We start from the raw sequence: 22,878 nt of genomic DNA, 5'->3' as shown, positions 1-22,878 counted from the left end.
CCTTGAAAGACACCTCCCGGCCGCGTGAGCAGCGCCGCTGGGCGATCGACCTGCGCCCACTGCGGGTGCCGGCGTACCGGCGACTGTGGGTCGGTAACGCCATCGCGATGTTCGGGTTCCAGTTCACCGCGGTCGCTGTACCGGTGGAGATGTACGCGCTGACCGAGGACTCGCTCTGGGTCGGGCTGCTGGGCGTGGCTGCCTTCGTACCGTTGCTGGTCTTCGGGTTGTGGGGCGGCGCGGTGGCCGACGCCCTCGACCGGCGTCGGGTGCTGCTGGGCGGCTCGGTGCTGCTCTGGGTGTCCGTCCTGGGGTTGTTGGTGCAGGCCCTGCTGGGTGTCGGCAGTCCGATGCTGCTGCTGGCGCTTGTGGCGTTGAGTTCGGTGTCGTTCGCGATCGCCAGTCCGGCCCGCGCCGCGCTGGTCGGCCGGCTGGTACCTGTCGAACTGGTGCCCGCCGCCACCACGCTGAACTTCACCACGGCGATGGCCACCTCGGTGCTCGGCCCGCTGGCCGCGGGTCTGATCCTCGCCGTCTTCGAGCTAGGGATCGCGCTGCCCGTCGCGTACGGCCTGGACGCCACCCTGCTCGTCGCGCTGGTCTGGGCGGCGCTGCGACTGCCCGCGATGCCGCCCGAGCCGGACCCGGACGGTGCTCCCCGGCAGGCCGGGCTGCGCAGCATCGCCGACGGCGTCCGCTACCTGGCCGGCGCGCCGGTGCTGCTGCTCTCCTTCGCGATCGACCTGATCGCGATGGTGTTCGCCTTTCCCCGGGCGCTCTTTCCCGAGGTGGCGACCGAGCGGTTCGGTGGCGGCGCGGCGGTGGGCTGGCTGTACAGCTCGATCGCCATCGGGTCGCTGCTCGCCGGCCTGTTCTCCGGCTGGATCGGTCGGGTCCGCCGGCAGGGGCTGGTGCTGGTGCTGGCGGTCGTCGGCTGGGGCGTCGCGGTGGCGTTGGCCGGGCTGGCCCGCCAGCTCTGGCTGGTCGTCGCGCTGCTGGTGCTGGCCGGCGCAGCCGACCTGGTCAGTTCGGTGGTACGGCAGTCGATGCTGATCGTGTACGCCCCGGACCGGATGCGTGGGCGGCTGCAAGGGGTCAACACCGTCGTGGTGGCCGGCGGGCCGCGCCTGGGTGACCTGCGGGCGGGCGCCATGGCGGCCGGTTTCGGCAGCGGTGTGGCCTGGGTGGGCGGTGGTCTGGCGGCGGCGGTGCTGGCGGTGCTGCTCGCCGTGGCGTTCCCCGCGCTGACCCGCTACCGGGCGTCGGTTCAGACCGGTGACCGCCGACCGTAGTGAGCGCAGAGCCCACCTGGGAGCTAGGGTCTGGCGACATGGATAGCCCTGAGCCGCGTCCCCTCTCCGGGGCACAGTGGACCATTGCCGCCGCCGGTCACGAGGCGGTCATCGTCGAGGTGGGTGGCGGGCTGCGCACCTACCGCCAGGACGGCGTCGAGCACGTCGACGGGTACGCCACCGACGAGATCTGCCCCGGTTCGGCAGGTCAGGTGCTCGCGCCCTGGCCCAACCGGATCCGGGACGGGGCCTACACCTTCGACGGGCAGTCGTTGCAGCTCAACATCACCGAGCCGGAGCGGAACACCGCCATCCACGGCCTGGTCAACTGGTCGTCCTGGCACCTGATCGAGCAACGGCCGGACGAGGTCACGATCGGCTTCGACCTGCCGCCGCAGCCGGGATACCCGTGGCCGCTGCGACTGCGTACCCGCTGGAGCGTCGGGACCGAAGGGCTGCGCGGTGAGCACGAGGTGACAAACATCGGTGTCGAGCCGGTGCCGTTCGGCTTCTCGGTGCATCCGTACCTGCGCCTGCCCGGGGTGCCGGTGGAGGAGATCGCGTTGCAGGTGCCCGGGCGGACCCGGATGCTTGTGGACGGGCGGTTGCTGCCGGTCGGCGTTACCCCGGTGGCCGGCACCGAGTACGACTACACCGAGCCGCGGCGCATTGGCGACGCGGTGCTGGACCACGCCTTCGGTGAGGTGACCCGGGACGACGACGGTTCGGCGGTGACGCTGCGCGGCCCGGACGGGTCCAGCGGGCTGAGCATCTGGGCGGACGCCCAGTTCGGCTGGTGGCAGGTCTACACGGGCGACACACTGACCGGTGAGCGGTTCCGGCGGTCGGTGGCGGTGGAGCCGATGACCTGCCCGCCGGACGCGTTCCGGTCCGGTCGGGACCTGATCGTCCTGGCACCCGGCGAGACCTGGCGGGGTGCCTGGGGAATCCGGCCCGGAGTCTGAACGGACGTCGACCGGCCGTCCCGACGTCGACCGGCCGTCCCGACGTCGACCGGCCGTCCCGACGTCGGTCGGCCCGGCCCAGCATCGAGGAGAGACAGGTGGAGTTCGCGGACGTCGTCCGGCGACGCCGGATGGTGCGTAACTACGACCCGGACCGCCCGGTCCCGCCGGAAGTCGTGGACCGGTTGCTGGACCACGCCGTGCGGGCCCCGTCCGCCGGGTTCTCCCAGGGCTGGGGATTCCTGGTGCTGGAGGAGCCGGCGGACCGCGAGCGGTTCTGGGCGGCCACCACCCCGGAGGACGGCGGTACGGGCCGCTGGCTGGCCGGGATGCGCCGCGCTCCGCTGATCGTGGTGCCGCACGCCAACCGCTCGGTCTACCTCGATCGGTACGCGGAAGCGGACAAGGGCTGGGCGGACCGCTCGACGGACCGCTGGCCGGTGCCCTACTGGTACATCGACACCGGGTTCGCCGCTCTGCTGATGATGCTGACGGCGGTCGACGAGGGACTGGGTTCCTGCTTCTTCGGGATTCCGCCGCAGCGGCTGGAGCCCTACCGGGAGGCGTTCGGTGTGCCGGAGGAGTACCACCCGATCGGGGCTGTCACTGTCGGTTATCGCGCACCCGACCATCGGTCACCCTCACTGCGTCGAGGTCGTCGTCCGGTGGACGAAGTGGTCCGCCGCGGACGGTGGAGCTGACCCGTACGGGTGGTTTCGTCCTGTTGGGAACCGGACTACCGGTAGCGAAACTGGCACCAGGGAGCAGAACGTGAAGTGCGGGGGGCCGCTACGCTGGCACCGACATCGGCGCCGCGGGTCGCGGCACCGTGCCGCGACCCGCGTCGGCGTCGTGGTACGACCCGGGCAGGGGGAGGGGAGCGTGCCGTCGTGATCTTCAGAGCGGTCCGGGACGGGCGTCCCTACCCGGAACACAACCTGACACTCAAGCAATGGGCCGAGATCCCACCTCGCCCGCTGCGTCTCGACCAGCTCATCACCACCAAGCGCGAGTTGGCGCTGGACAAGCTCCTCGCCGAGGACTCGACCTTCTACGGTGACCTGTTCCCGCACGTGGTGCAGTGGAACGGTGGTCTCTACCTGGAGGACGGCCTGCACCGCGCGCTGCGCGCCGCGCTGCAACAGCGCAACCAGATCCACGCCCGGGTGTTCGTGCTGGCCGAAGCGGTGGAGTGACCCGTCGGTCTCCCAGCGTCGGGCAGCTGTCATTCATGCGGCCTGACCTGCGCAGACACGCGATCGGGTGACTCGGCGAGCGGCTGTCGTACGGGGGGCTTACCGTCATCACAGACAACGCGTCTGACAAGGACGGTGAGGGCGATGGCACGCGACGGCGACATCAACGAGCCCACCAGCAGGTTCCCCGACTCTGACCTGCACCCGGACGACCGGTCCGATGTTCCGCCCCCGCCGCCGTCGAGCGGCGGTGCCGCACGGGCACTGCTCTGGGTGCTCGGCGCGGCGGCGCTCGCCGTGGTGGTGCTGCTCGGCGTGCAGACCACCGGGATCCTGCCCGAGTTCCGCAATCCCTTCAGCAAGGAGCAGACCGACCGCAGTCAGCCGGCGCTGCTGGAGTCGATGCAGGATCTCAGCCGTTACGTGGCCGCCGAGGGCAACTTCCAGGTCGTCGTCGACCTTCAGAACGACCGCCGAAACGTGCCGGACTGGCTGCTCAACCAGCGCACGCTCTTCGTCGGAGCGGGCAGCGTCGAGGCGTACGTCGACTTCGGCACCCTCACCGAGGGGGCGATCGTGCAGTCGGCCGACGGCAAGTCCGTCGAGATCAAGCTGCCCGCGCCGCAACTCGCCAAGACCAACCTCGACCTGGACAAGAGCTACGTCTTCGCGGAGGAGCGGGGCCTGCTCAACCGGGTCGGTGACCTGATCGGCGGTGACCCGAACCGGCAGCAGCAGGTCTACCAGCTCGCCGAGGACCGGATCACCGCCGCGGCGCGGGACAGCGGGTTGGCTGCCCGGGCCGAGGAGAACACCCGCAAGATGCTGGTGGGCCTGCTCGGTTCCCTCGGCTTCGAGCACGTCACCGTCACCTACGTGGCCCCCTGACCCCCTGACCCGCTGCCCCACCGCCCGACTCATCCGGCCGGAGGCAGCAACGTCGGGGGAAGTTGTTGGCAGCAACGTCGGGGAACCGGAGGCAGCAACTCCGGGGAAGTTGTTGCCTCCGGTCCCCGTTTGGCGGCACTTTCCCCGAAGTTGCTCGTGCCCCGCGTGTTCGTGCCCCCGCGTGTTCCTGCCCCGCGTGTTCGTGCTCCGCGTGTTCGTGCTCCGCGTGTTCGTGCCCTGCGGGTGGGTGCCTCGCGGGTGGGCACCCTGCGGGTGGGCGCCTCGGGGGCGAGAGCCCGGCGTGGGGGAGGTCAGCGGGCGGTTGCCAGGTAGCGGTCTTCGTTGGGCATGATGATCCACAGTGCCAGGTAGATGATCACCTGGGTGCCGGGCAGCAGTAGCGACAGCAGGAACAGCAGCCGGACCATCCCGGCCGACATGCCGAAACGCTGGGCCAGGCCGGCGCAGACACCGGCGAACATGCGCCCCTGCCGGGGCCGAACAAGCTTGCGACTCATCGTGGTAGTTCCCCTCTGCGGCGATCCGCCGCTCTTGGCATCAACGCTAGGGCCAGGACCTGCCCCCGCCCTCCGTCCCCAGAACGAACCTTCCCCAGCCCACCCGTAGGTACATACCCGCGCCCTCCTCCCTATCCCCACCCCTACCCGCGCCCCCCTCCCAGCACGCCTCTCCCCGCACCCCGCGCTCCCCACCCCTGCTCGTCGATCATGGAGTTCTGGTCGGGGCATAAGGGGTGTAGCGGGTGGAATCGGCGACCAGAAGTGCAAGATCGACGGGGAAGGTCCCCGCCTGTGGCCGCCCGCTGCGTGTGGGGTGTGAGGGTGAGGGGAGGGAGGCTGGGTGGGTGGGGGTTAGGGTCGGTGGGTTGGGCGTCCGTATCGGGGCGCTGGCGGCCGGCCTTGGGAACGAGGGCGGTGACGATCTTCATCGTCTGTTGACCGGTGATCCCGGCGCAGGGCGAGAGGTGTGGGCATGATCAGTGTGTTCGATCTGTTCAGTGTGGGCATCGGGCCGTCCAGCTCGCACACGGTGGGGCCGATGCGGGCGGCGCGTACGTTCGTTCACGGGCTCAAGGCCGATGGTCGGCTCAGCGAGGTGAGTCGGGTACGGGCCGAGCTGTTCGGGTCGCTCGGCGCCACCGGGCACGGCCACGGCAGCGACCGGGCGGTCCTGCTCGGCCTGGCCGGTGAGGTGCCGGAGACGGTGGACACCGACACCGTCGACACTCGTGTGACGGAGATTCGGGCGCAGCGGCGGCTGGCGCTGCTCGGCACGCACGAGAGCGACTTCGACCCGGATCGGGATCTTCTGCTGCATCGTCGCCGGTCACTGCCGTATCACCCGAACGGGATGATCTTTTCGGCGTACGACGGGAGCGGAACAGAGGTCAGGACGCGCACCTACTATTCGGTTGGTGGTGGGTTCGTCGTCGACGAGGCGGCGGCGGGTGCCGACCGGATCAAGCCGGACAGCACCGAGGTCCGCCATCCCTTCGTCACCGGAGCGCAACTGCTCGACGTGACCGCCTCGACCGGGCTGTCCATCAGCGAGGTGATGCTCGCCAACGAGTTGTCCTGGCGGTCCGAGGCGGATGTGCGGGCCGGGCTGTTGGACATCTGGCGGGTGATGCAGGAATGCGTCGAGCGTGGCTGCACTCGCGACGGCACGCTGCCGGGCGGGTTGAAGGTCCGCCGTCGCGCCGCCGAACTACGCCGCAGCCTGGAAGCAGACGCCGCCACCGGGCAGCCAGTCGCCGAGGGTCCAGCAACCCCGCAGGCGGGGGTGACGGTGCGGGCAGTCGATCCGCTGTACGTGATGGACTGGGTGACCCTGTTCGCCTTGGCGGTCAACGAGGAGAACGCGGCTGGTGGGCGGGTGGTGACCGCGCCGACCAACGGCGCGGCGGGGATCATTCCGGCGGTGCTGCACTACTACACGCGGTTCGTGCCGGGGGCCAGCACCGACGGGGTGGTGCGGTTCCTGCTCGCGGCCGGCGCGATCGGGGTGTTGTTCAAGGAGAATGCCTCGATCTCCGGCGCGGAGGTGGGCTGCCAGGGCGAGGTCGGCTCGGCCTGCTCGATGGCTGCCGCCGGGTTGGCCGAGGCGTTGGGTGGTACGCCGGCGCAGGTGGAGAACGCCGCGGAGATCGGCATGGAACACAATCTCGGGTTGACCTGCGACCCGGTGGGCGGCCTGGTGCAGATACCGTGCATCGAACGTAATGCGGTGGCTAGCATCAAGGCGATCACCGCTGCCCGGCTGGCCCTGCGCGGTGACGGGGTGCACGCCGTATCGCTCGACAAGGTCATCAAGACCATGCGGGAGACCGGCGCCGACATGAAGGTCAAGTACAAGGAGACGGCGCGCGGCGGTCTCGCGGTAAACGTGATCGAGTGCTGAACGGACGAAGTTTCATCGACTGCTAACCTGTCGTCCGTTCAGTAGGCGGGAGAACGACGGTGACCTCTGGCGTGGGGGCGTTGTGGTCGCACCGCAACTCGCTGCGCATCCTGGTCCGGCGTGATCTCGCGGTCAAGTACCAGCAGTCGGTGCTTGGCTACTTCTGGTCGTTGATCGAGCCGCTGGGGATGGGCGCGATCTACTGGTTCGTCTTCGGCGTGCTGTACTCCCGGGACACCAACCGACACCTGGGCGAGGCCGCCGGGTCGTACCCGCTGTTTTTGATCACTGGGATCTTCGCCTGGATGTGGACCAGCTCGGCGTTGAGCGAGGCGACCAACGCGTTGACCGGCCAGTCCCGGCTGATCACCACGATGAACGTGCCTCGGCAGGTGTTTCCGATCGGCCGGGTGGTCGGTCGGTTCGCCGAGTACGCCGCCGGCCTGCCGATTCTGGCCGGCATCGCGATCTGGTACGCCGCCGACGGCAAGATCCATCCGGGTTGGTCGCTGCTGGCCCTGCCGTTGGCGGTGCTGGTGCAGGCCACCCTGCTGATCGGGGTGGCGTTGCTGCTGTCCGCGTGGAACGTGCTGATGCGCGATGTGGAGCGGTTCATGCGGCTGGTCATCCGGGTGCTGTTCTACGCCAGCCCGATCATCTATCCGCTGAGCCTGGTCCAGGGCTCCGGCCTGCCGGGCTGGCTCAAGCTGGGCTACGAACTCAACCCGCTGGTCGGCATCTTCCAACTGCACCACTCGGTGTGGTACCCGGACGAGTTCCCGTCAGCCCGGATGCTGGCCACCACCGTCGGCATCAGTCTGCTGCTGCTCGTCGCCGGCTGGTGGTCGTTCCGTCGGCTCGAACCCGCCGTGCTCAAGGAACTCTGATGGGCGAATCGATCATCGAGGCGGAGGGTCTCGGCATCCGGTTCGTCCGCAACCGTCGGCGGCAGCTGCGGCTGCGGGAGCTGCTCATCCACCGGGGTCGGCGCAGCGCGAGCGACGGCCAGTTCTGGCCGCTACGCGACCTGACCTTCTCGATCGCGCCCGGCGAGACCGTCGGCGTGATCGGCCGCAACGGCACCGGCAAGAGCACCCTGCTGCGGCTGATCGCCGGGGTGCTGATTCCCGACGAGGGGCGGATCAGGGTTTCCGGCGACGTCGCGCCGCTGCTGGAACTCTCCGCCGGCTTCTCCAACGACCTCACCGGGCGGGAGAACCTGTACCTGGTGGGCGGGCTGCACGGGCTGTCGTCGGGCTACCTGAAACGGCACTTCGACGAGATCGTCTCGTTCGCCGGTGAGCAGGTGGAACGGGCCATCGACACGTCGGTGCGGCACTACTCGTCCGGAATGAAGGTCCGGCTGGGTTTCGCCATCATCTCCCACCTGCCGCACCCGATCCTGCTGATGGACGAGGTGACGGCGGTCGGGGACGCCGAGTTCCGCGCGAAGTGCTACACGACAATCGATCGTCTGCTCGGGGAGGGGCGCACTCTGGTGCTGGTGTCACACAACGAAAAGGACCTGACCCGGTTCTGCCGTCGAGGACTCTTCCTCGACGCGGGCCGGCTGAGCGTGGACGGCACGATCGCCGAGGCGCTGGCCGCGTACCACGACGCGGTTCCCCGGTGACGCTCGCGATCGTGCTCGCCGCCGGCTCGCCGGCCGCGAGCCTGCCGGCGGGCGATGATACGGCGCTTGTCGACCGGCTTGCCGCACAGTGGCGGGCGGCCGGCGTCACCGACGTGCGGTTCGCGGCCGACCTTGACGAGTTGGCCGACCTGGCTGGCGGGTCGACGGGCCCGGTGGTGGTCAGCGGTGCCGACCTGGTCGCGCACACCGCCGTACTGCGGCATCTGGTGACCAGCCCGGTCGGGCCGACGGTGGCGTTGGTGCTCACCGACCCGCCCGCCGGTGGCCGCACGACGGTCCGCGAGGAGCGCGGCCAGGTGGTCGACGCGGGGCCGGCGCACCGGCTCGACGGCGAAGCCACCGGCATCTTCGGTGGCGCGGTGCGGGTCGGCCGGGACGACCTGCCGGCGCTGGTGGCCGCGGCCCGGGCCGCCGCCACCGGCCGGCTGGCCGACGTGGCCGCCGGGCACGGGGACGGTGGCGGTCCGCGCGTCGAGCCGCCGGGGCCCGCCGTGGACCAGGTCTTCACCGGGCTCACGGCCCAGGGTGTGCTGGTCTTCGCCCAGCGGGTACGCCTGCTTGTGGCGCACCGGGTCGACGACGAGAGCGGGCTGTCCGGGGCGCGGGCCGAGGTTGCCGAGGTGGACGAGGACCGGGCCGAGTTGCGGCTGTCGGTCAAGGAGAAGGACGACTTCTTCACCACGTACTTCGTCAGCACCTGGTCCCCGTACGTCACCAAGGCGGCGGCCCGGTTGGGGTTGAGCCCGACCGGGGTGACGATGCTGTCGGTGGCGTTCGCGGTGGCCGCGGCGGCGTTGTTCGCCAGCGGCGGCCGGCTCGCCCTGGTCACCGGCGGGGTGCTGCTCTATCTCGGGTTCGTGCTGGACTGCGTGGACGGCCAGTTGGCCCGCTACACCCGCAACTTCAGCGCCTGGGGCGGCTGGCTGGACACCATGGCCGACCGGGCCAAGGAGTACGTGGTCTACGCCGGCCTCGGGTGGGGCGCCACGGCGGCCGGAGTCCGGTACGGGTGGGCTCTGGCGATCGCCGCGATGACGTTGCAGACCGTACGACACATGACCGACGCGTGGTACGGCGTGCTGCACGACGAGGCGGCCCGCCGGCCGAAGGCGGTCGGCACCGGCGGTGGCGGCATCGGTGACCGGCTCAACGCCGCGTCCACCAAGGTGCAGGCCGACACCGGTTCGCTGTCGTACTGGCTCAAGCGCACGGTGGTCTTCCCGATCGGGGAACGGTGGGCGCTGATCGCGCTGGCCGCGGCACTGTTCAACCAGCGGATCGCGCTGCTGACGGTACTGACCTGGGGTGTGCTGGCGTTCGCGTACACCGGGGCGCTGCGTACGCTGCGGGCCCGGTGGATGTGGGTGCCGGTGCTGGACACGCTCGACGCCACCCTGCACCGCGACGACGGCCCGCTGGCCGCCCGGTTCCCGGTGGCCCGCCGGCCGGGACCGTTGGTGCTGGCGCTGCTGGCCGTGTTGCCGACGATTCTCGTGCTGCTGGCCACCTGGGGCTACGGCGAGGCGTACCCGAGATGGACCGTGCTGCTCGCGTTGGTGGGGTTGCTGCTCGCGGCCGGCGGTGCCGGTGCGGCGCACAACGGGCCGCTGGACTGGCTGGTGCCGGCGGCGCTACGGGCCGGTGAGTACCTGTTTGCCATCGCCGTCGGGGTGATCGGTCAGGCGCCCGCCTGGCTGATCTTCGGGTACGTCTTCGTGCTGACCCTGCACCACTACGACCTGGTGGCCCGGCTGGAGAAGCGGCAACCGGCACCGCCGCTGCACCCGGCGACCCTCGGCTGGGAGGGGCGGTCGGTGCTGCTGGCGGTGGCGGCGATAGCCGGAATTGCGAGTACTGGTCTGGCTACACTCGGTATCTACCTGTTGGTGCTTTTCGTGGCAAGTGTGGTGCTGGCCTGGTTCGTCCGACCGGCGCGGGTGCCGGCGGGTGCCGGGAGGAGCACGACAATCTGACGGAGGCCGGGACGATGACGCTCATCAGCTTCGTCGTCCCGGCCTACCGCGTCCAGGGCTACCTGCGGGAGTGCCTGGACTCGATCCTCGCCCAGCCGGTCACCGACATCGAGGTGATCGGGGTCGACGACTGCTCGCCCGACGCCAGCGGCGACATCCTCGACGAGTACGCGGCCCGCGACGACCGGGTACGCGCCGTCCGGCTGGACCGCAACCTCGGGCTCGGACCGGCCCGCAACGCCGGGTTGGACCGGGCCGTCGGCGAGTACGTCTGGTTCGTCGACGGAGACGACTGGCTGGTGCCCGACTGCCTGGTCGAGGTGGCCGAGCGGCTGCACACCACCCGGCCCGACGTGCTGCTGGTCGACCACGTCCGCACGCACTGGGACGGCACGGTCACCCGCAGCGCGATGGCCGAGGTGTTCCCGGAGCCGACCGGGCCGATCACCTTCCGGCTGCGGGACCGACCGGAGACCCTGGAACTGCTGCACACCGCCTGGAACCGGCTGGTCCGGCGGCAGTTCCTGGCCGAGATCGGGCTGCGCTTCGCCCCCGGCTGGTACGAGGACGTCTCGTTCAGCTATCCGGTGCTGCTGGCCGCCGACCGGATCGGCGTGCTCGACACGGTCTGCGTGAACTACCGGCAGCGGCGGGCGGGGGCGATCACCAAGACCCAGGGTGAGCGGCACTTCGAGGTCTTCGAGCAGTGGCACCGGGTGTTCCGGGAGGCCGACCGGTTCGACGCCGGGCAACTGCGGGCGGCGCTGTTCGAGCGGATGATGTGGCACTACCTGACGGTGCTCGGCAACGAGAACCGGGTCCCGGCGGAACTGCGGCCGACCTTCTTCGCCCGGGTGACGATCGACCACGCCCGTTTCCGGCCGCCGGGCGGCCACCGGATTCCCCCCGGGGTGGAAGGGCTCAAGCACCGGCTGGTGGCGGCCGGGCAGTGGCGGACGTACTCGGCGTTGCGCGCCACCAGCCGGACGGGGGAGAAGGCCCGCCGGGCCGCCGGGCGGGTCAAGCGCCGGGTGGTGCCGCCGGCCCGGGCCACCGTACGGGCGGCTCGGGACGTCGCGCTGTACGGCTACCACCGCGCCGAAGCGCGTCGCCCGTTGGACGAGAACCTCGCCGTCTATGCGGCCTACTGGTATCGCGGTTACGCCTGCAACCCGGCGGCGATCTACGAGGCGGCCCGGCAACTGGTGCCGGAGATCCGAGGTGTGTGGATCGTCCGCCGGGACCGGGTGCACACGTTGCCCGAGGGCGTCGAGTACGTGGTGGCCGGCACTCCCGCGTACCACCGGGTGCTGGCCCGGGCGAAGTGGCTGATCAACAACGTCAACTTTCCTGACTCGGTGCGCAAACGGCCGGGTTCGGTGCACGTACAGACGCACCACGGCACCCCGGTCAAGGTGATGGGCCTGGACCAGCAGCGCTATCCGTTGGGCGCGGTCGGGATGGACTTCGCCGGCCTGCTGCGCCGGGTGGACCGCTGGGACTACAGCATCACCGCGAACAGCTTCTCCACCCAGATGTGGGAGCGGGCCTATCCGGCCGCGTACACCACATTGGAGGTGGGTTACCCGCGCAACGACCGTCTGGTCACCGCGCCCCCCGAGGAGGTGCTGCGGCTGCGCGCCCAGTTCGGCGCCGGCCTCGGCGAGCTGGTCGTGCTGTACGCCCCGACGCACCGGGAGCACCTGCCCGGCTATCGGCCACCGTTCGACCCGGAACGGGTGCTCGACGCGATCGGCCCGTCCGGGCTGCTACTGATGCGCAGCCACTACTTCCACGACCGCGACCGGCGAGCGTGGCCGCCCGCGGGTCGGGACCGCATCATCGACGTCAGCGCCCATCCCGAGGTCGAGGAGCTTTACCTCGCGGCCGACGTGCTGGTCACCGACTATTCCTCGGCGATGTTCGACTACGCGGTGCTGGACCGGCCGATCGTCATCTACGCGCCGGACTGGGACGCGTACCGGCTGACCCGGGGGGTCTACTTCGACCTGCTCGCCGAGCCGCCCGGGCCGGTGGCGCGGACCTTTCCCGAGTTGCTGGACGTGTTGCGGGCAGGGCAGTCCGACTCCGTCGCGGCCGACCACACCCGGGCGCGGTTCCGGGACAGATTCTGTGCGTTGGAGGACGGGCAGGCCGCGCAGCGGGTGGTTCGTCGGGTTTTCCTCGGTGACATCTCCGGCTGAGTCTGGAAAATTCAGTCGATAGCCGCTACTCGATGGAACGTAATACGTCTGTCACGACCGGAACATCACACGTTTACCCGATGTGCGACCGACATGATCCTGGTCACAGTCATTGCCGGGTTCGGCAGACGAGGTGGGGGAGGAGACGGTGAGCACCGTCGCGCTCAAGGATGTCACGAAGGTCTTCCGAGACGGCACGGTCGCGGTGGACAGCATCAATCTCGACGTCAACGACGGAGAGTTCATGGTGCTGCTCGGGCCCTCCGGCTGTGGCAAGTCGACGGTGCTGCGCATGGTCGCCGGGTTGGAGGAGCCGACCTCGGGGGCGGTGATGCTCGACGGGGAGGTGTCCAACGACCTGCCGCCCCGGGAGCGCGGGATTGCCATGGTCTTCCAGGACTTCGCGCTCTACCCGCACATGAGCGTCGGTGACAACATCGCCTTCCCGCTCAAGCTCGCCGGCGTCGAACCGGCCCCGCGAGGCGAGCGGGTCACCGACGTGGCAAGCGCCCTCGGCATCGGTGACGTGCTGGCACGACGCCCGAGCCAGCTCTCCGGCGGGCAGCGGCAGCGGGTCGCGATGGGCCGGGCCATCGTGCGTCGTCCGAAACTGTTCCTGATGGACGAACCGCTGTCCAACCTCGACAGCGGACTGCGCGCGGAGTTGCGGGCCGAGATCTCCGGCCTGACCCGCGAGCTGGGGGTCACCACCATCTACGTGACGCACGACCAGGCCGAGGCGCTGACCATGGCCGACCGGGTCGCCATCATGCGCAAGGGCGTCCTCCAGGACGTGGGCACCCCGACCCAGGTGTACGGCCGCCCGGCCACCCTCTACGTCGCCGCCTTCCTGGGCAGCCCTCGGATGAACCTGCTGGAGGCGTCGGTCTACGTCCACCTCGACCGGTACGTCACCCTCACCCTCGGGGAGCAGGCGCTCTACCTGCCGTGGGACGACATCCGCAGCCGTGCGGTGGCGCACTACCACGGCGAGCGGATCGTGGTCGGTATGCGGGCCGAGGCGCTCACCCCGGTCGCCCCCGACGCACCGGGCGACGTCCTCCAGGGCCGGATCCGCTACCTGGAACACCACGGGCACGAGTCGCTGGCCTTCCTCGACATCGGCGCGACCGCGATCGTGGTGGACGAGGTCGGCGCGCCGCCGGACAGCGACACCCCGCTCGGTCAGCGCGGCCTGCGCCGCTTCGGCCAGGTGATGCAGCGGTTCACCGGCCGGGCCCCGGTGCCGGAGGCGAACCCGAACAGCGGCGGCCAGGCCAGCGTCCTTGCCGATCCCGGCCGGCACCACCGCCGCCCGGCCGAACTGGCGGTCCGGCTCGCGCCGTACCCCGCCGTCTCCGCCGGTCACCCACTGGCCATCAAGGTACGCATGGACGCCCTGCACTTCTTCGACGAACGCGGCGCCCGCATCGACGTCGGCTGGCGCTGAGGGTGCAAGGAAGGGCACCTTCTTAACGCCTGCGGTAGAGGAAGGGCCCCCTGTTAACACGGCTCGATGACCGGGCGGCGCGCCGGGTTGGGCGAAGTACGTTTGCCGGGCGGTGACCGTGGATAGATTGGTGCGGTGCTCGGCCTGCCGGATCATGTGACCGCGTGTCTCTTCGACCTGGATGGTGTGCTCACGCAGACCGCCCGGGTGCACAACGCCGCGTGGACCGAGACGTTCGACGACTTCCTGCACCGGCACGCCGACGCCAGCGGCGAGCCGTACCAGCCCTTCGACCCGGGACCGGACTACCACCGCTACGTCGACGGGCGGCCCCGCCTCGACGGCGTCCGCACCTTTCTCGCCTCGCGGAACATCACCCTGCCCGAGGGGACGGCCGAGGACCCGCCGGGCGCGCAGACCGTGCACGGGATCGGCAACCAGAAGAACGCCCTGGTGGTGGAGCGGATCCGCAGCGTAGGTGTCGACGTCTACCCCGGTTCGGTGGCGTACCTGAAGGCGGTGGCCGCGGCCGGGCTGCGTCGCGCGGTCGTCACGGCCAGCGCCAACGGCCGGGAGGTCATCGCCGCCGCCGGGCTCGAACCGCTGCTGGAGGAACGGGTGGACGGACTGACAGCACGCGCCGAGGGGTTGCGCGGCAAGCCGCATCCGGACACCTTCCTCGCCGGTGCGAAGCTGCTCGGCGTCGAGCCGGAGCAGGCGGCCGTCTTCGAGGACGCGCTCGCCGGAGTCGAGGCCGGTCGGGCCGGCGGCTTCGGGTACGTCGTCGGGGTCGACCGGGCCGGGCAGGCCGACGAGTTGCGCGCCCACGGCGCCGACGTGGTCGTCACCGACCTGGCTGAACTGCTCGAAGCCGGACGGCCCGAGTGATCCGGGAGCGGGCGTACCCGGTCGAACCGTGGCACGTCCGGGAGACCCAACTCGACGTGGACGTGCTCGCCCAGTCCGAATCGGTCTTCGCGCTCTCCAACGGGCACGTCGGGCTGCGCGGCAACCTGGACGAGGGCGAGCCGCACGGGCTGCCCGGCACGTACCTCAACTCGTTCTACGAGCTGCGTCCCCTGCCGTACGCGGAAGCGGGTTTCGGTTTTCCCGAGTCCGGTCAGACCATCGTCAACGTGACAAACGGCAAGCTGATCCGGCTGCTTGTCGACGACGAGCCGCTGGACGTGCGCTACGGCGAACTGCTCGCCCACGAACGGGTCCTCGACCTGCGGGCCGGCACCCTGCACCGGACCCTGCACTGGCGCTCGCCGGCCGGCCGGGAGGTGCGGGTGCACAGCACCCGACTGGTCTCCTTCCGACAGCGGTCGGTGGCCGCCATCCGCTACGAGGTGGAGGTCGCCGACGACCGGCCGCTGCGGCTGATCATCCAGTCGGAGCTGGTGGCCAACGAGGCCCTGCCGCCGCAGAGCCGGGACCCCCGGGTCGCCGCCGTGCTGGAGTCGCCCCTGCAGGCCGAGGAGGAGCTGACCACCTCCGACGGCGGGCTGCTCATCCACCGCACCAAGGTCTCCGGGCTACGGGTCGCCGCGGCGATGGAGCACGAGGTCGACTCACCGTCGCGCACCACGATCGAGTCCGAGGGGTACGAGGACTGGGTGCGGACCACCGTCGGCTGCGTGCTGGAGCCGGGCCAGCGGCTGAGTGTGGTGAAGTACCTGACCTACGGCTGGTCCAGCCGGCGCTCGCTACCCGCCCTGCGCGACCAGGTGGGTGCTGCTCTGGCCGCCGCGAAACTCGACGGCTGGGACGGGCTGGTCCGCGAGCAGCGGGAGTACCTGGACGAGTTCTGGGACGCCGCCGACGTGGAGATCGACGGCGATCCGGAGGTCCAGCAGGCCGTCCGGTTCGGGCTGTACCACGTGCTCCAAGCCGGCGCCCGCGCGGAACGCCGGCCCATCGCCGCGAAGGGTCTCACCGGCCCGGGGTACGACGGGCACGCGTTCTGGGACACCGAGATGTTCGTGCTGCCGGTGCTGACGTACACCCATCCGGCGGCTGTGCGCGACGCGCTGTTCTGGCGATTCTCGACCCTGGAACAGGCGCACGAGCGGGCCCGCACACTCAACCTGGCCGGGGCGGCCTTCCCCTGGCGGACCATCGAAGGTCCCGAGTCGTCGGGCTACTGGCCGGCCGGCACGGCTGCCTTCCACATCGCGGCCGGCATCGCCGACGCGCTGCGACGCTACGTGCTGATCAGCGGCGATCAGGAGTTGGAACGCGAGATCGGGCTGACCCTGCTGGTGGAGACCGCCCGGCTGTGGCGCTCCCTCGGGCACCACGACCGCAACGGTCAGTTCCACATCGACGGCGTGACCGGCCCCGACGAGTACACGGCCGTCAAGAACGACAACATCTACACCAACCTGATGGCACAGCGGAATCTGCGCGTCGCCGCGGACGTGGCGATGCGCTACCGCGACGACGCCTTCCACCTCGGGGTCACCGACGAGGAGGCCGCCGCGTGGCGGGACGCCGCCACGGCCATGCACATTCCGTACGACGACGAGATCGACGTGCACCAGCAGGTCGAGGGCTTCACCCGGTTGCAGGAGTGGGACTTCGCGCACACCCCGCAGGACAAGTACCCGTTGCTGCTGCACTACCCGTACTTCGACCTGTACCGCAAGCAGGTGGTCAAGCAGGCCGACCTGGTGCTGGCCATGCACTGGCGGGGTGACGCGTTCACCGACGAGGAGAAGCTGCGCAACTTCCTCTACTACGAGCGGCGTACCGTCCGGGACTCGTCGCTGTCGGCCTGCACCCAGGCGGTGCTGGCGGCCGAGGTCGGCTACCTGGAGTTGGCGCACAGTTATCTGCGCGAGGCAGCGCTGATGGACCTGCACGACCTGAACGAGAACACCCGCGACGGCGTGCACATGGCGTCGCTGGCCGGCGCGTGGATCGCGTTGGTCGCCGGCTTCGGTGGGCTACGGGACCACGACGGCGTACCCTCGTTCGCCCCGCGTCTGCCCACCCGGATCGGCCGGTTGGCGTTCTCGCTCGAGTGCCGGGGACTCCGGCTACGGGTGACCGTACGACCGCACGAGACGACGTACGTCCTGCACCACCACACCGATCCGGACGCCACCATGGAGGTACGCCACCACGGCGAATCGGTGCAGGTCACCTCCGGGGAGCCGGTGACCCTGCCGATTCCCCCGCCGCCGGAGAACCTGCCCCCGGTGGAGCAGCCCCCCGGCCGGGCCCCGCTGCTCCGCCTGCCCGAGCACCTGCCCTGAGCCTCTGCTCCGAGCGCCTGCTACGAGCCCTTGCCCTGAGCGTCTGCTCTGAGCAGAGGGCCGTCCGCGCGGCAGGTCAGATAGGTTCACCCTGCGAAGGGCGTCCGGTGGGATCGTGGGGCGTTCGGGCCCGAGGGTCGTCGGCCGACCGCGCCTGGGCAGCCTTGTCCGCCCAGTCCTGACCACGCGGGGCGTCCTGCTTCTGCCGCTTACGTTCGGCGGCCTGGTCGACGGGCTCACGGTGATGATGCGGCATGACGGTCCTCGCGATCTGATCGCCGGTACCCGATGGCACCGGTCCGTCTGCGGTCCCGCGACGGCTACCCGACCCGACCCCCGGCAAACGCTCGCGAGCGACAGCGGTCAGCACGCTGTCGCTCGTGAGCGACGGCGTGGTGACCGCCGGGCGGGGTATGCCGGGGGGATCGGGTCGGCCGTGATCGGGAGGATGACGATGGACGTTCGGGGCAACGCGGTGACGATCCCGGCTGGTGGGGCCGACCTGCCGGCGGACCTGCTGATTCCGGCCCAGCCGGTGGGCGCGGTGCTGTTCGCGCACGGTAGCGGAAGTTCGCGGCACAGTCCCCGCAACGTCGCCGTGGCCAGGTCGCTGAGTGCGGGCGGGCTCGGCACCGTACTTGTCGACCTGCTCACCCCGGCGGAGGCCGAGGCGGACGCCGTCACCGCCGAACTACGCTTCGACATCGACCTGCTGTCCCGCCGACTGGCCACGATCGTGGACTGGCTGGCCTCGGAGCAGCCCTTCGACACGGCCCGGATCGGCATCTTCGGTGCCAGTACGGGTGCCGCCGCCGCCCTCGTCGCGGCGGCCCGACGGCCCGAGCAGGTGTACGCCGTGGTGTCCCGAGGCGGTCGTCCGGATCTGGCGGGAGCCGCGCTCGGCCAGGTGCGCGCCCCCACCCTGCTGCTCGTCGGCGGCCTCGACGAGCCGGTGATCTCGCTCAACCGGCACGCGCTGGACCAGCTGACGGCCCCGGCCGACCTGCGGGTGATCCCCGGTGCGACGCACCTCTTCGAGGAGCCCGGCACCCTGGAACAGGTGGCCGAGGCTGCGGCCGACTGGTTCCACGACTACCTGCACCCTCAGCTCTCCCCGGCCTGACACCATCGCGGCCCCCGTGCCCGTCGTCGACAGCGTGTCGTCCCACTTGACGCTTGCGCGGCGACGGGAGTGCGGGCGTCTCAGCCGGGTGCGGGATCTGCGGTGGCCGGGGGGTCGTCGGGTGCCGGAGGTGCCGGTCGGGCTGCTGCGGCGGCCTCTCGTTGGCGCTGCACGCTGTCGATGATCCGCCAGGCGACGGCGGCGATCGGCACCGCGACGAAGGCCCCGGCTATGCCGGCGATGAGGGTGCCGGCGGTGACCGCCAACAGGATCACCACCGGGTGCAGCCGTACCTGACGCTTCATCACCAGCGGTTCCAGCAGGTTTCCCTCGATCTGCTGCACGGCGATCACCGCAGCCAGGGTGAGCAGCGCCGTGGTGGGACCGTTCGCGGCGAGCGCCACCAGCACCGCGACCGCGCCGGCCACGGTCGCGCCGATGATCGGCACGAACCCGCCGATGAACGTGATCAAGGCCAGGGGAAAGGCCAACGGTACGCCGAGAAGGACCAGTGCCAGGCCGATGCCGATCGCGTCGATGGCCGCGATCAGCATGGTGCCTCGGGTGTACGACCCGAGCGTGCGCCAACCGACCCGGCCCGCCTCGGCGGCGACGTCCCGGTTCGGCCCGGTCATCCGGCGCAACGTCCAGTGCCACATCGCCCGGCCGTCCTTGAGCAGGAAGAACAGCAGCACCAGGGCGAGCAGGGCGGAGCCGAACACCTCGGTCACGGTGCGGGCGCTGGCGACCGGGTCGACCTCCTGCTCGGTGGCCGCCTTGCGTAGCTGGTCGAGAAGACCGTCGAGCTGTTGATCGGTCACCGGCAGGGTGGAGGTGATCAGATCCCGGGTGCGCCCGAGGCCCTGCTGCAGTTCATCACCCAGTTCGCTGAACTGGTTGGCGGTCAGGTTCCACACAAGTACCCCGAGACCACCCAGGATGCCGAGCAGCAGCAGGACGGTGAGCAGGGCGGCCAGCGAGGCGGGCAGCCGCAGCCGGCGGAGCGCGAGTTGCACCGGGTCGAGCAGCGCGGCGAGGAAGAAGGTGGCGGCCAGCGCGATGGCCAGCGGTGTGACCAGCAGGGTGATCCGCGCCAGCAGGTAGAGCCCAGCGGCGATCACCACCAGGCAGGCGCTCCACACCACGGCGGTACGTACCAACCAGGGCAGGGCCGCCCACGTCTGCCGCGGTCCGGCTGCTGCCGCTGCCGCCCGGTCCGCCGCCTCATCGGGCCTGCGCCCGGCACCCCCCGCTGCGACCACGTCGCCCTCCTCGCGTCCGCGAGGTCCTACCCACCCACCCTCCCCCCAACACCCCCGTCCCACCCCGCTCCGCCTTCGCCCGGCCTTCCCCACCCCCCGGCCCTTCGCGTTGATCAAGAGGTTTTGGTCTGCCTCAGCACGATTCCCGACCAAAACCTCTTGATCAACGCGGGCTGGTGGGCGTTGGCGGGTGGGGGCGTCAACGGTGCCTTGGCGCTTGCTCAGGCTGGGCGCGGTGGGGTGGGTGGCTGGGTGGTGAGGCTGGGGTGGAGGGAAGGCGGGGTGGAGGGCTGGGGTGGGTCAGTAGGCGGGGGCTGGGGGGCGGGCTATGGGGTTGGGGGGGATTTCCCGGGTTTGTTCGGGGTTGGGGTGTTCGGTGGTGGTGGGCGGAGTGGGTGGTGGGGTGGGGTCGGGGAGGGGGGTGAGGGGGAGGAGGGAGCCGTGTTGTTCGGCTGTCAGGAGGGCGGTGGTGGTTTCGGCTCGCAGGTTGCGGGCGGCTGCGGCGGCGACCTCGGCGGCGTGCCAGGCTTCCTGCTCCCGTTCCCGGGCCACCCGCTGTTGGGCGAACAGGTGGTCACGTATCGCCCGGCGTAGCACCAACTCCTGCTGGACCGGGTGCAGGCGGGGGTCCCAGCCGCGGTGCGCGAAGACATCGCTGAGCTGCTCCACCGACAGTTCCCGCCGCCAGTACGCCTCCAGCACCGCCCGGTGCAGCCAGCGCTCCCGGTCGGCGTACTCGGCCGGGGTGCGTGGGGTGTGCGGCAGTGGCATGTTCGCGGCTTCGGCCAACCGGCGTACGTCCGCCTCCGCCGCCTGGTACGCCTCCCACGCCTGCTCGGCCTCGTCCTGTGCGGCGAGCCATTCGTCGCGTCGGCGGCGAGCCGTCGCCTCCGCGCGGTCGGCGGCCACCATGACCTCTTCCGCCCAGCGATCCTCGTCCCGCTCCTCCGGCGGGGTCGGCAGGGCAGCTTCCCGGATCCGGGCACCCACGTCGAACCGAAGTCGCCGGGGACGCAGCAGCAGGCCGGAGACGGCGAGTACGACGATGCCCAACAGGCTCAGCCAGATCACGGCGGCCCGGGACACGTCGGGCAGGACGGCGGAGAGAGCGATCTGCATCATCAGCACCTCGTGGCGGATGGGGTTCGTCGAACTGTGCTGGGAAACGGAGGAACAGGGCCGCAACCCGTGACCGTGACCTTGGTCGTGGTCGGGAGGGGGCCTCACCGGCGGGTGGCGTGTGGGTGCCGACTCCGTCAGGTGGTGCGAGCCCGGCCCGGCCAGGAGAGGGCGCAAAGCCAGCCAGTGGTCGTGAGCCTGCCCAGGTCAGGCGGTCGGAGGGCCGCGCCGGGTCGGTTCACCGGGACCGGCGGCGAGGCGTACGGCGGCAGGCCGGGTGCTGACGGGGGCGACGGCCCCGGCGTCGGTGCGCTCGGAGTGCGGCACCGCGGCTGCGGCATGCACAGCGCTCACGGGCGAGACGAGCGCCGACTCGTTCCAGGAGGAGGGCAGCGCTGACTCGTTTCGGGACGAGTTGAGCGTCGACTCGTCGTTCCCGGGCCGGGTGCGCGCCGGCTCCACACGTTGCGCTGACTCGTTGTTGCCGGGCCGGAAGGCTGGGGCGGTCACGTCGCCGGCGCGGCTGGACACAGCGGCGGCGGGTGGGGCGGCCGGGAGGTCTGCTGTGCCGTCCGGCAGGCCGGCGGCCGTGACGCCGCCGAGGCCGACGGCCAGGATGAGTGCCGTCAGCGCCAGGCGGGTCAGATCCGCCAGCGGGCAGCGCGTCACCGACCACAGTGGACGGGAGAACGCGAGACTCGGCACGCGGTCAAACCTATCGCCCTTGCGCAGCAACCGCAGCGGCCCGTTCGTTCAGGGGTGGTGAAGGCCACCACGCGCGGGCCGGATGGGCGGCGGGGTGCGGGCTACGACGTGGTGCCGGCCACTGGCTCCTCGGCGAACAGCGCCAGCAGGTCGCCGACCTGACGATCGGCCTCGGCGGGGTGCCGGAAGCGACCGGCCGGGTTGAGGGTGTACTCGTTGCGTCGCCCGACGCGGGTGCGCTGGAGGTAACCCTCGGCCTCCAGGTCGGCGACGATGGCCTGGGCGGCCCGTTCGGTCACGCCCACCTCGTCGGCGACGTCGCGGAGCCGGGCGGTGGGGTTGCGTGCGATGGCGAGCAGCACATGCCCGTGGTTGGTGAGAAAAGTCCAGTTACGGGCGTTCTCCCGCTCGCCTGTCGTTGCCATGTCGCCCATCGTATGGGCCTTTCAGCTTTTTCGGGCTATGCCGTCGGGCCCTGCACCCGCTCGCCCCGGAGCGCAAGCGTCCAGGGATACCTGAAATCCATATCACGCATTCCTTGACGCGGCTTGCGCTGCGTGTGACCGTTGGACCAGCCCGTGACCAGCGTCGGCCCGGGATGACCAGGCATCGCATGAGTAGCGAGGGGGCGCCGGATGAGTCGACCCGGACCGATCGGAACAGAGCTGCGGCCGGAGCGGGAACTGCTCACCGCGGATATTCCGGGCGCGCCGCAACTGGCGCTTGCCGAACTGATGGCCGGTAATCGGCGGTTCGTCACCGACACGGCGTGGCATCCCAATCAGAACGCCGGACGTCGCGCTGCCGTGGCCGGGGAGCAGCATCCGTTTGCCGTGATCGTGGGCTGCTCCGACTCCCGGCTGGCCGCCGAGATCATCTTTGATCGCGGGCTGGGTGACCTCTTCGTGGTCCGGACCGCCGGGCACACCGTCGGCCCGGAGGTGCTGGGCAGCGTTGAGTACGCGGTGTCGGTGCTGCGTACGCCGCTGGTGGTGGTGCTCGGGCACGACTCCTGCGGTGCCGTGCAGGCGGCCCGCGCGGCACTGGCCACCGGCGCTGCCCCCGCGGGTCACCTGGGTGCGGTGGTGGACGCCGTGGTGCCCAGCCTGCGCCAGGCCCAGGCCGCCGGGGTGGACGACCTGAACTCGATCGTCGACATTCACATCGCGCAGACCGTGACGGCGATGCTGGGTTCGTCCGCGATGCTTGCCGCCGAGGTCTCCGCCGGGCGTTGCGCGGTGGTCGGCATGTCCTACCGGCTGGCCGCCGGCGAGGTCCGTGCGGTGGCTGCGGAACCGGCGGAGCTGGTCGCCGAGCTCGCGTCCGCCGCCTGACGGCGCGCCCGAGCCGCCGAGGGCATCAG

The 22,878-nt window shown here is 70.8% G+C and carries 20 protein-coding genes; 15 read left to right on the top strand and 5 right to left on the bottom strand.

The features are described 5' to 3' along the window. The first annotated feature begins 2 nt into the window (after nt 1-2). The 5 genes from Vgi01_RS20325 to Vgi01_RS20305 all read left to right on the top strand — a co-directional run bounded on the left by Vgi01_RS20325 (nt 3) and on the right by Vgi01_RS20305 (nt 4,341). Nucleotides 3-1,292 (top strand): MFS transporter, encoded by a 1,290-nt coding sequence (locus tag Vgi01_RS20325; RefSeq protein ID WP_204292112.1) that lies wholly within the window; start codon nt 3-5, stop codon nt 1,290-1,292. 38 nt (nt 1,293-1,330) lie between these two features. Continuing rightward, nucleotides 1,331-2,257, top strand: a complete 927-nt coding sequence (locus Vgi01_RS20320; RefSeq protein ID WP_102660384.1) for an aldose 1-epimerase family protein — start codon at nt 1,331-1,333, stop codon at nt 2,255-2,257. Between the two features lie 98 nt (nt 2,258-2,355). Continuing rightward, on the top strand, nt 2,356-2,958 hold the full coding sequence (locus Vgi01_RS20315) for a nitroreductase family protein (RefSeq protein WP_102660383.1): 603 nt from the start codon (nt 2,356-2,358) through the stop codon (nt 2,956-2,958). Between the two features lie 189 nt (nt 2,959-3,147). Beyond that, nucleotides 3,148-3,453: a type II toxin-antitoxin system VapB family antitoxin gene (locus Vgi01_RS20310; protein ID WP_093404142.1), complete on the top strand. Its 306-nt coding sequence runs from the start codon at nt 3,148-3,150 to the stop codon at nt 3,451-3,453. Nucleotides 3,454-3,597: 144 nt separating this feature from the next. Continuing rightward, a complete protein-coding gene (locus tag Vgi01_RS20305; protein WP_102660382.1) occupies nt 3,598-4,341 on the top strand; it encodes a DUF4230 domain-containing protein in 744 nt (247 codons plus the stop codon). Between the two features lie 311 nt (nt 4,342-4,652). On the opposite strand, the gene Vgi01_RS20300 is transcribed toward Vgi01_RS20305, so the two are convergent. Further along, nucleotides 4,653-4,859: a PspC domain-containing protein gene (locus Vgi01_RS20300; protein ID WP_043719459.1), complete on the bottom strand. Its 207-nt coding sequence runs from the start codon at nt 4,857-4,859 to the stop codon at nt 4,653-4,655. A gap of 475 nt (nt 4,860-5,334) precedes the next feature. Here Vgi01_RS20300 and Vgi01_RS20295 point away from each other — a divergent pair, with 475 nt between their 5' ends. The 9 genes from Vgi01_RS20295 to Vgi01_RS20255 all read left to right on the top strand — a co-directional run bounded on the left by Vgi01_RS20295 (nt 5,335) and on the right by Vgi01_RS20255 (nt 18,429). Beyond that, the gene (locus tag Vgi01_RS20295) at nt 5,335-6,762 is read left to right on the top strand and encodes an L-serine ammonia-lyase (protein WP_204292050.1); all 1,428 of its coding nucleotides are present in this window, start codon (nt 5,335-5,337) and stop codon (nt 6,760-6,762) included. A gap of 59 nt (nt 6,763-6,821) precedes the next feature. Continuing rightward, nucleotides 6,822-7,649: an ABC transporter permease gene (locus Vgi01_RS20290; RefSeq protein WP_043719464.1), complete on the top strand. Its 828-nt coding sequence runs from the start codon at nt 6,822-6,824 to the stop codon at nt 7,647-7,649. Next, on the top strand, nt 7,649-8,395 hold the full coding sequence (locus Vgi01_RS20285) for an ABC transporter ATP-binding protein (RefSeq protein WP_013731133.1): 747 nt from the start codon (nt 7,649-7,651) through the stop codon (nt 8,393-8,395). The genes Vgi01_RS20290 and Vgi01_RS20285 overlap by 1 nt, the downstream gene beginning before the upstream one ends. After that, complete coding sequence (locus Vgi01_RS20280) at nt 8,392-10,389, top strand: DUF5941 domain-containing protein (RefSeq protein ID WP_373307004.1); 1,998 nt, start codon at nt 8,392-8,394, stop codon at nt 10,387-10,389. Before Vgi01_RS20285 ends, Vgi01_RS20280 begins: the two co-directional genes overlap by 4 nt. 14 nt (nt 10,390-10,403) lie before the next feature. Next, nucleotides 10,404-12,593 carry a bifunctional glycosyltransferase/CDP-glycerol:glycerophosphate glycerophosphotransferase gene (locus Vgi01_RS20275; RefSeq protein ID WP_204292049.1) on the top strand — a complete coding sequence of 730 codons (2,190 nt, stop codon included), beginning with the start codon at nt 10,404-10,406 and terminating at the stop codon, nt 12,591-12,593. A gap of 148 nt (nt 12,594-12,741) precedes the next feature. After that, complete coding sequence (locus Vgi01_RS20270; RefSeq protein ID WP_102660390.1) at nt 12,742-14,043, top strand: ABC transporter ATP-binding protein; 1,302 nt, start codon at nt 12,742-12,744, stop codon at nt 14,041-14,043. A gap of 135 nt (nt 14,044-14,178) precedes the next feature. Then, entirely contained in the window at nt 14,179-14,931 is a 753-nt protein-coding gene (locus tag Vgi01_RS20265) for an HAD family hydrolase (RefSeq protein WP_204292048.1), read from the top strand. Further along, nucleotides 14,928-17,306, top strand: a complete 2,379-nt coding sequence (locus tag Vgi01_RS20260) for a glycoside hydrolase family 65 protein (protein WP_102660377.1) — start codon at nt 14,928-14,930, stop codon at nt 17,304-17,306. Before Vgi01_RS20265 ends, Vgi01_RS20260 begins: the two co-directional genes overlap by 4 nt. Nucleotides 17,307-17,760: 454 nt before the next feature. Continuing rightward, nucleotides 17,761-18,429 (top strand): dienelactone hydrolase family protein, encoded by a 669-nt coding sequence (locus Vgi01_RS20255; RefSeq protein WP_204292110.1) that lies wholly within the window; start codon nt 17,761-17,763, stop codon nt 18,427-18,429. Nucleotides 18,430-18,509: 80 nt separating this feature from the next. Here Vgi01_RS20255 and Vgi01_RS20250 read toward each other — a convergent pair whose 3' ends face one another. The 4 genes from Vgi01_RS20250 to Vgi01_RS20235 all read right to left on the bottom strand — a co-directional run bounded on the left by Vgi01_RS20250 (nt 18,510) and on the right by Vgi01_RS20235 (nt 21,949). Beyond that, nucleotides 18,510-19,691 carry an AI-2E family transporter gene (locus Vgi01_RS20250; RefSeq protein ID WP_204292047.1) on the bottom strand — a complete coding sequence of 394 codons (1,182 nt, stop codon included), beginning with the start codon at nt 19,689-19,691 and terminating at the stop codon, nt 18,510-18,512. Nucleotides 19,692-19,991: 300 nt separating this feature from the next. After that, entirely contained in the window at nt 19,992-20,813 is an 822-nt protein-coding gene (locus Vgi01_RS20245) for a hypothetical protein (protein ID WP_239089082.1), read from the bottom strand. Nucleotides 20,814-21,017: 204 nt separating this feature from the next. Further along, a complete protein-coding gene (locus Vgi01_RS20240; protein ID WP_204292045.1) occupies nt 21,018-21,515 on the bottom strand; it encodes a hypothetical protein in 498 nt (165 codons plus the stop codon). Between the two features lie 101 nt (nt 21,516-21,616). Next, nucleotides 21,617-21,949, bottom strand: coding sequence for a helix-turn-helix transcriptional regulator (locus Vgi01_RS20235; RefSeq protein ID WP_102656764.1), 333 nt, complete (start codon nt 21,947-21,949; stop codon nt 21,617-21,619). Between the two features lie 201 nt (nt 21,950-22,150). Between Vgi01_RS20235 and Vgi01_RS20230 the strand changes: the two genes are divergently transcribed. Next, nucleotides 22,151-22,849: a carbonic anhydrase gene (locus Vgi01_RS20230; protein ID WP_199180090.1), complete on the top strand. Its 699-nt coding sequence runs from the start codon at nt 22,151-22,153 to the stop codon at nt 22,847-22,849. Nucleotides 22,850-22,878: the final 29 nt, after the last annotated feature.

Origin of the sequence: Micromonospora gifhornensis (assembly GCF_016863515.1) — a bacterium.
In the GTDB taxonomy this organism is placed as follows: Bacteria; Actinomycetota; Actinomycetes; order Mycobacteriales; family Micromonosporaceae; genus Micromonospora; species Micromonospora gifhornensis.
The sequence above is the reverse complement of the archived record's forward strand: the minus strand, read 5'-3'. Positions and strand labels throughout refer to the sequence as shown.

What these genes read in the sequence shown, in the direction of transcription:
- Vgi01_RS20245 (WP_239089082.1), bottom strand. Translation starts at nt 20,813, where the DNA reads ATGATGCAGATCGCTCTCTCCGCCGTCCTGCCCGACGTGTCCCGGGCC.
- Vgi01_RS20320 (WP_102660384.1), top strand. Translation starts at nt 1,331, where the DNA reads ATGGATAGCCCTGAGCCGCGTCCCCTCTCCGGGGCACAGTGGACCATT.
- Vgi01_RS20295 (WP_204292050.1), top strand. Translation starts at nt 5,335, where the DNA reads ATGATCAGTGTGTTCGATCTGTTCAGTGTGGGCATCGGGCCGTCCAGC.
- Vgi01_RS20230 (WP_199180090.1), top strand. Translation starts at nt 22,151, where the DNA reads ATGAGTCGACCCGGACCGATCGGAACAGAGCTGCGGCCGGAGCGGGAA.
- Vgi01_RS20275 (WP_204292049.1), top strand. Translation starts at nt 10,404, where the DNA reads ATGACGCTCATCAGCTTCGTCGTCCCGGCCTACCGCGTCCAGGGCTAC.
- Vgi01_RS20235 (WP_102656764.1), bottom strand. Translation starts at nt 21,949, where the DNA reads ATGGGCGACATGGCAACGACAGGCGAGCGGGAGAACGCCCGTAACTGG.
- Vgi01_RS20285 (WP_013731133.1), top strand. Translation starts at nt 7,649, where the DNA reads ATGGGCGAATCGATCATCGAGGCGGAGGGTCTCGGCATCCGGTTCGTC.
- Vgi01_RS20300 (WP_043719459.1), bottom strand. Translation starts at nt 4,859, where the DNA reads ATGAGTCGCAAGCTTGTTCGGCCCCGGCAGGGGCGCATGTTCGCCGGT.
- Vgi01_RS20305 (WP_102660382.1), top strand. Translation starts at nt 3,598, where the DNA reads ATGGCACGCGACGGCGACATCAACGAGCCCACCAGCAGGTTCCCCGAC.
- Vgi01_RS20255 (WP_204292110.1), top strand. Translation starts at nt 17,761, where the DNA reads ATGGACGTTCGGGGCAACGCGGTGACGATCCCGGCTGGTGGGGCCGAC.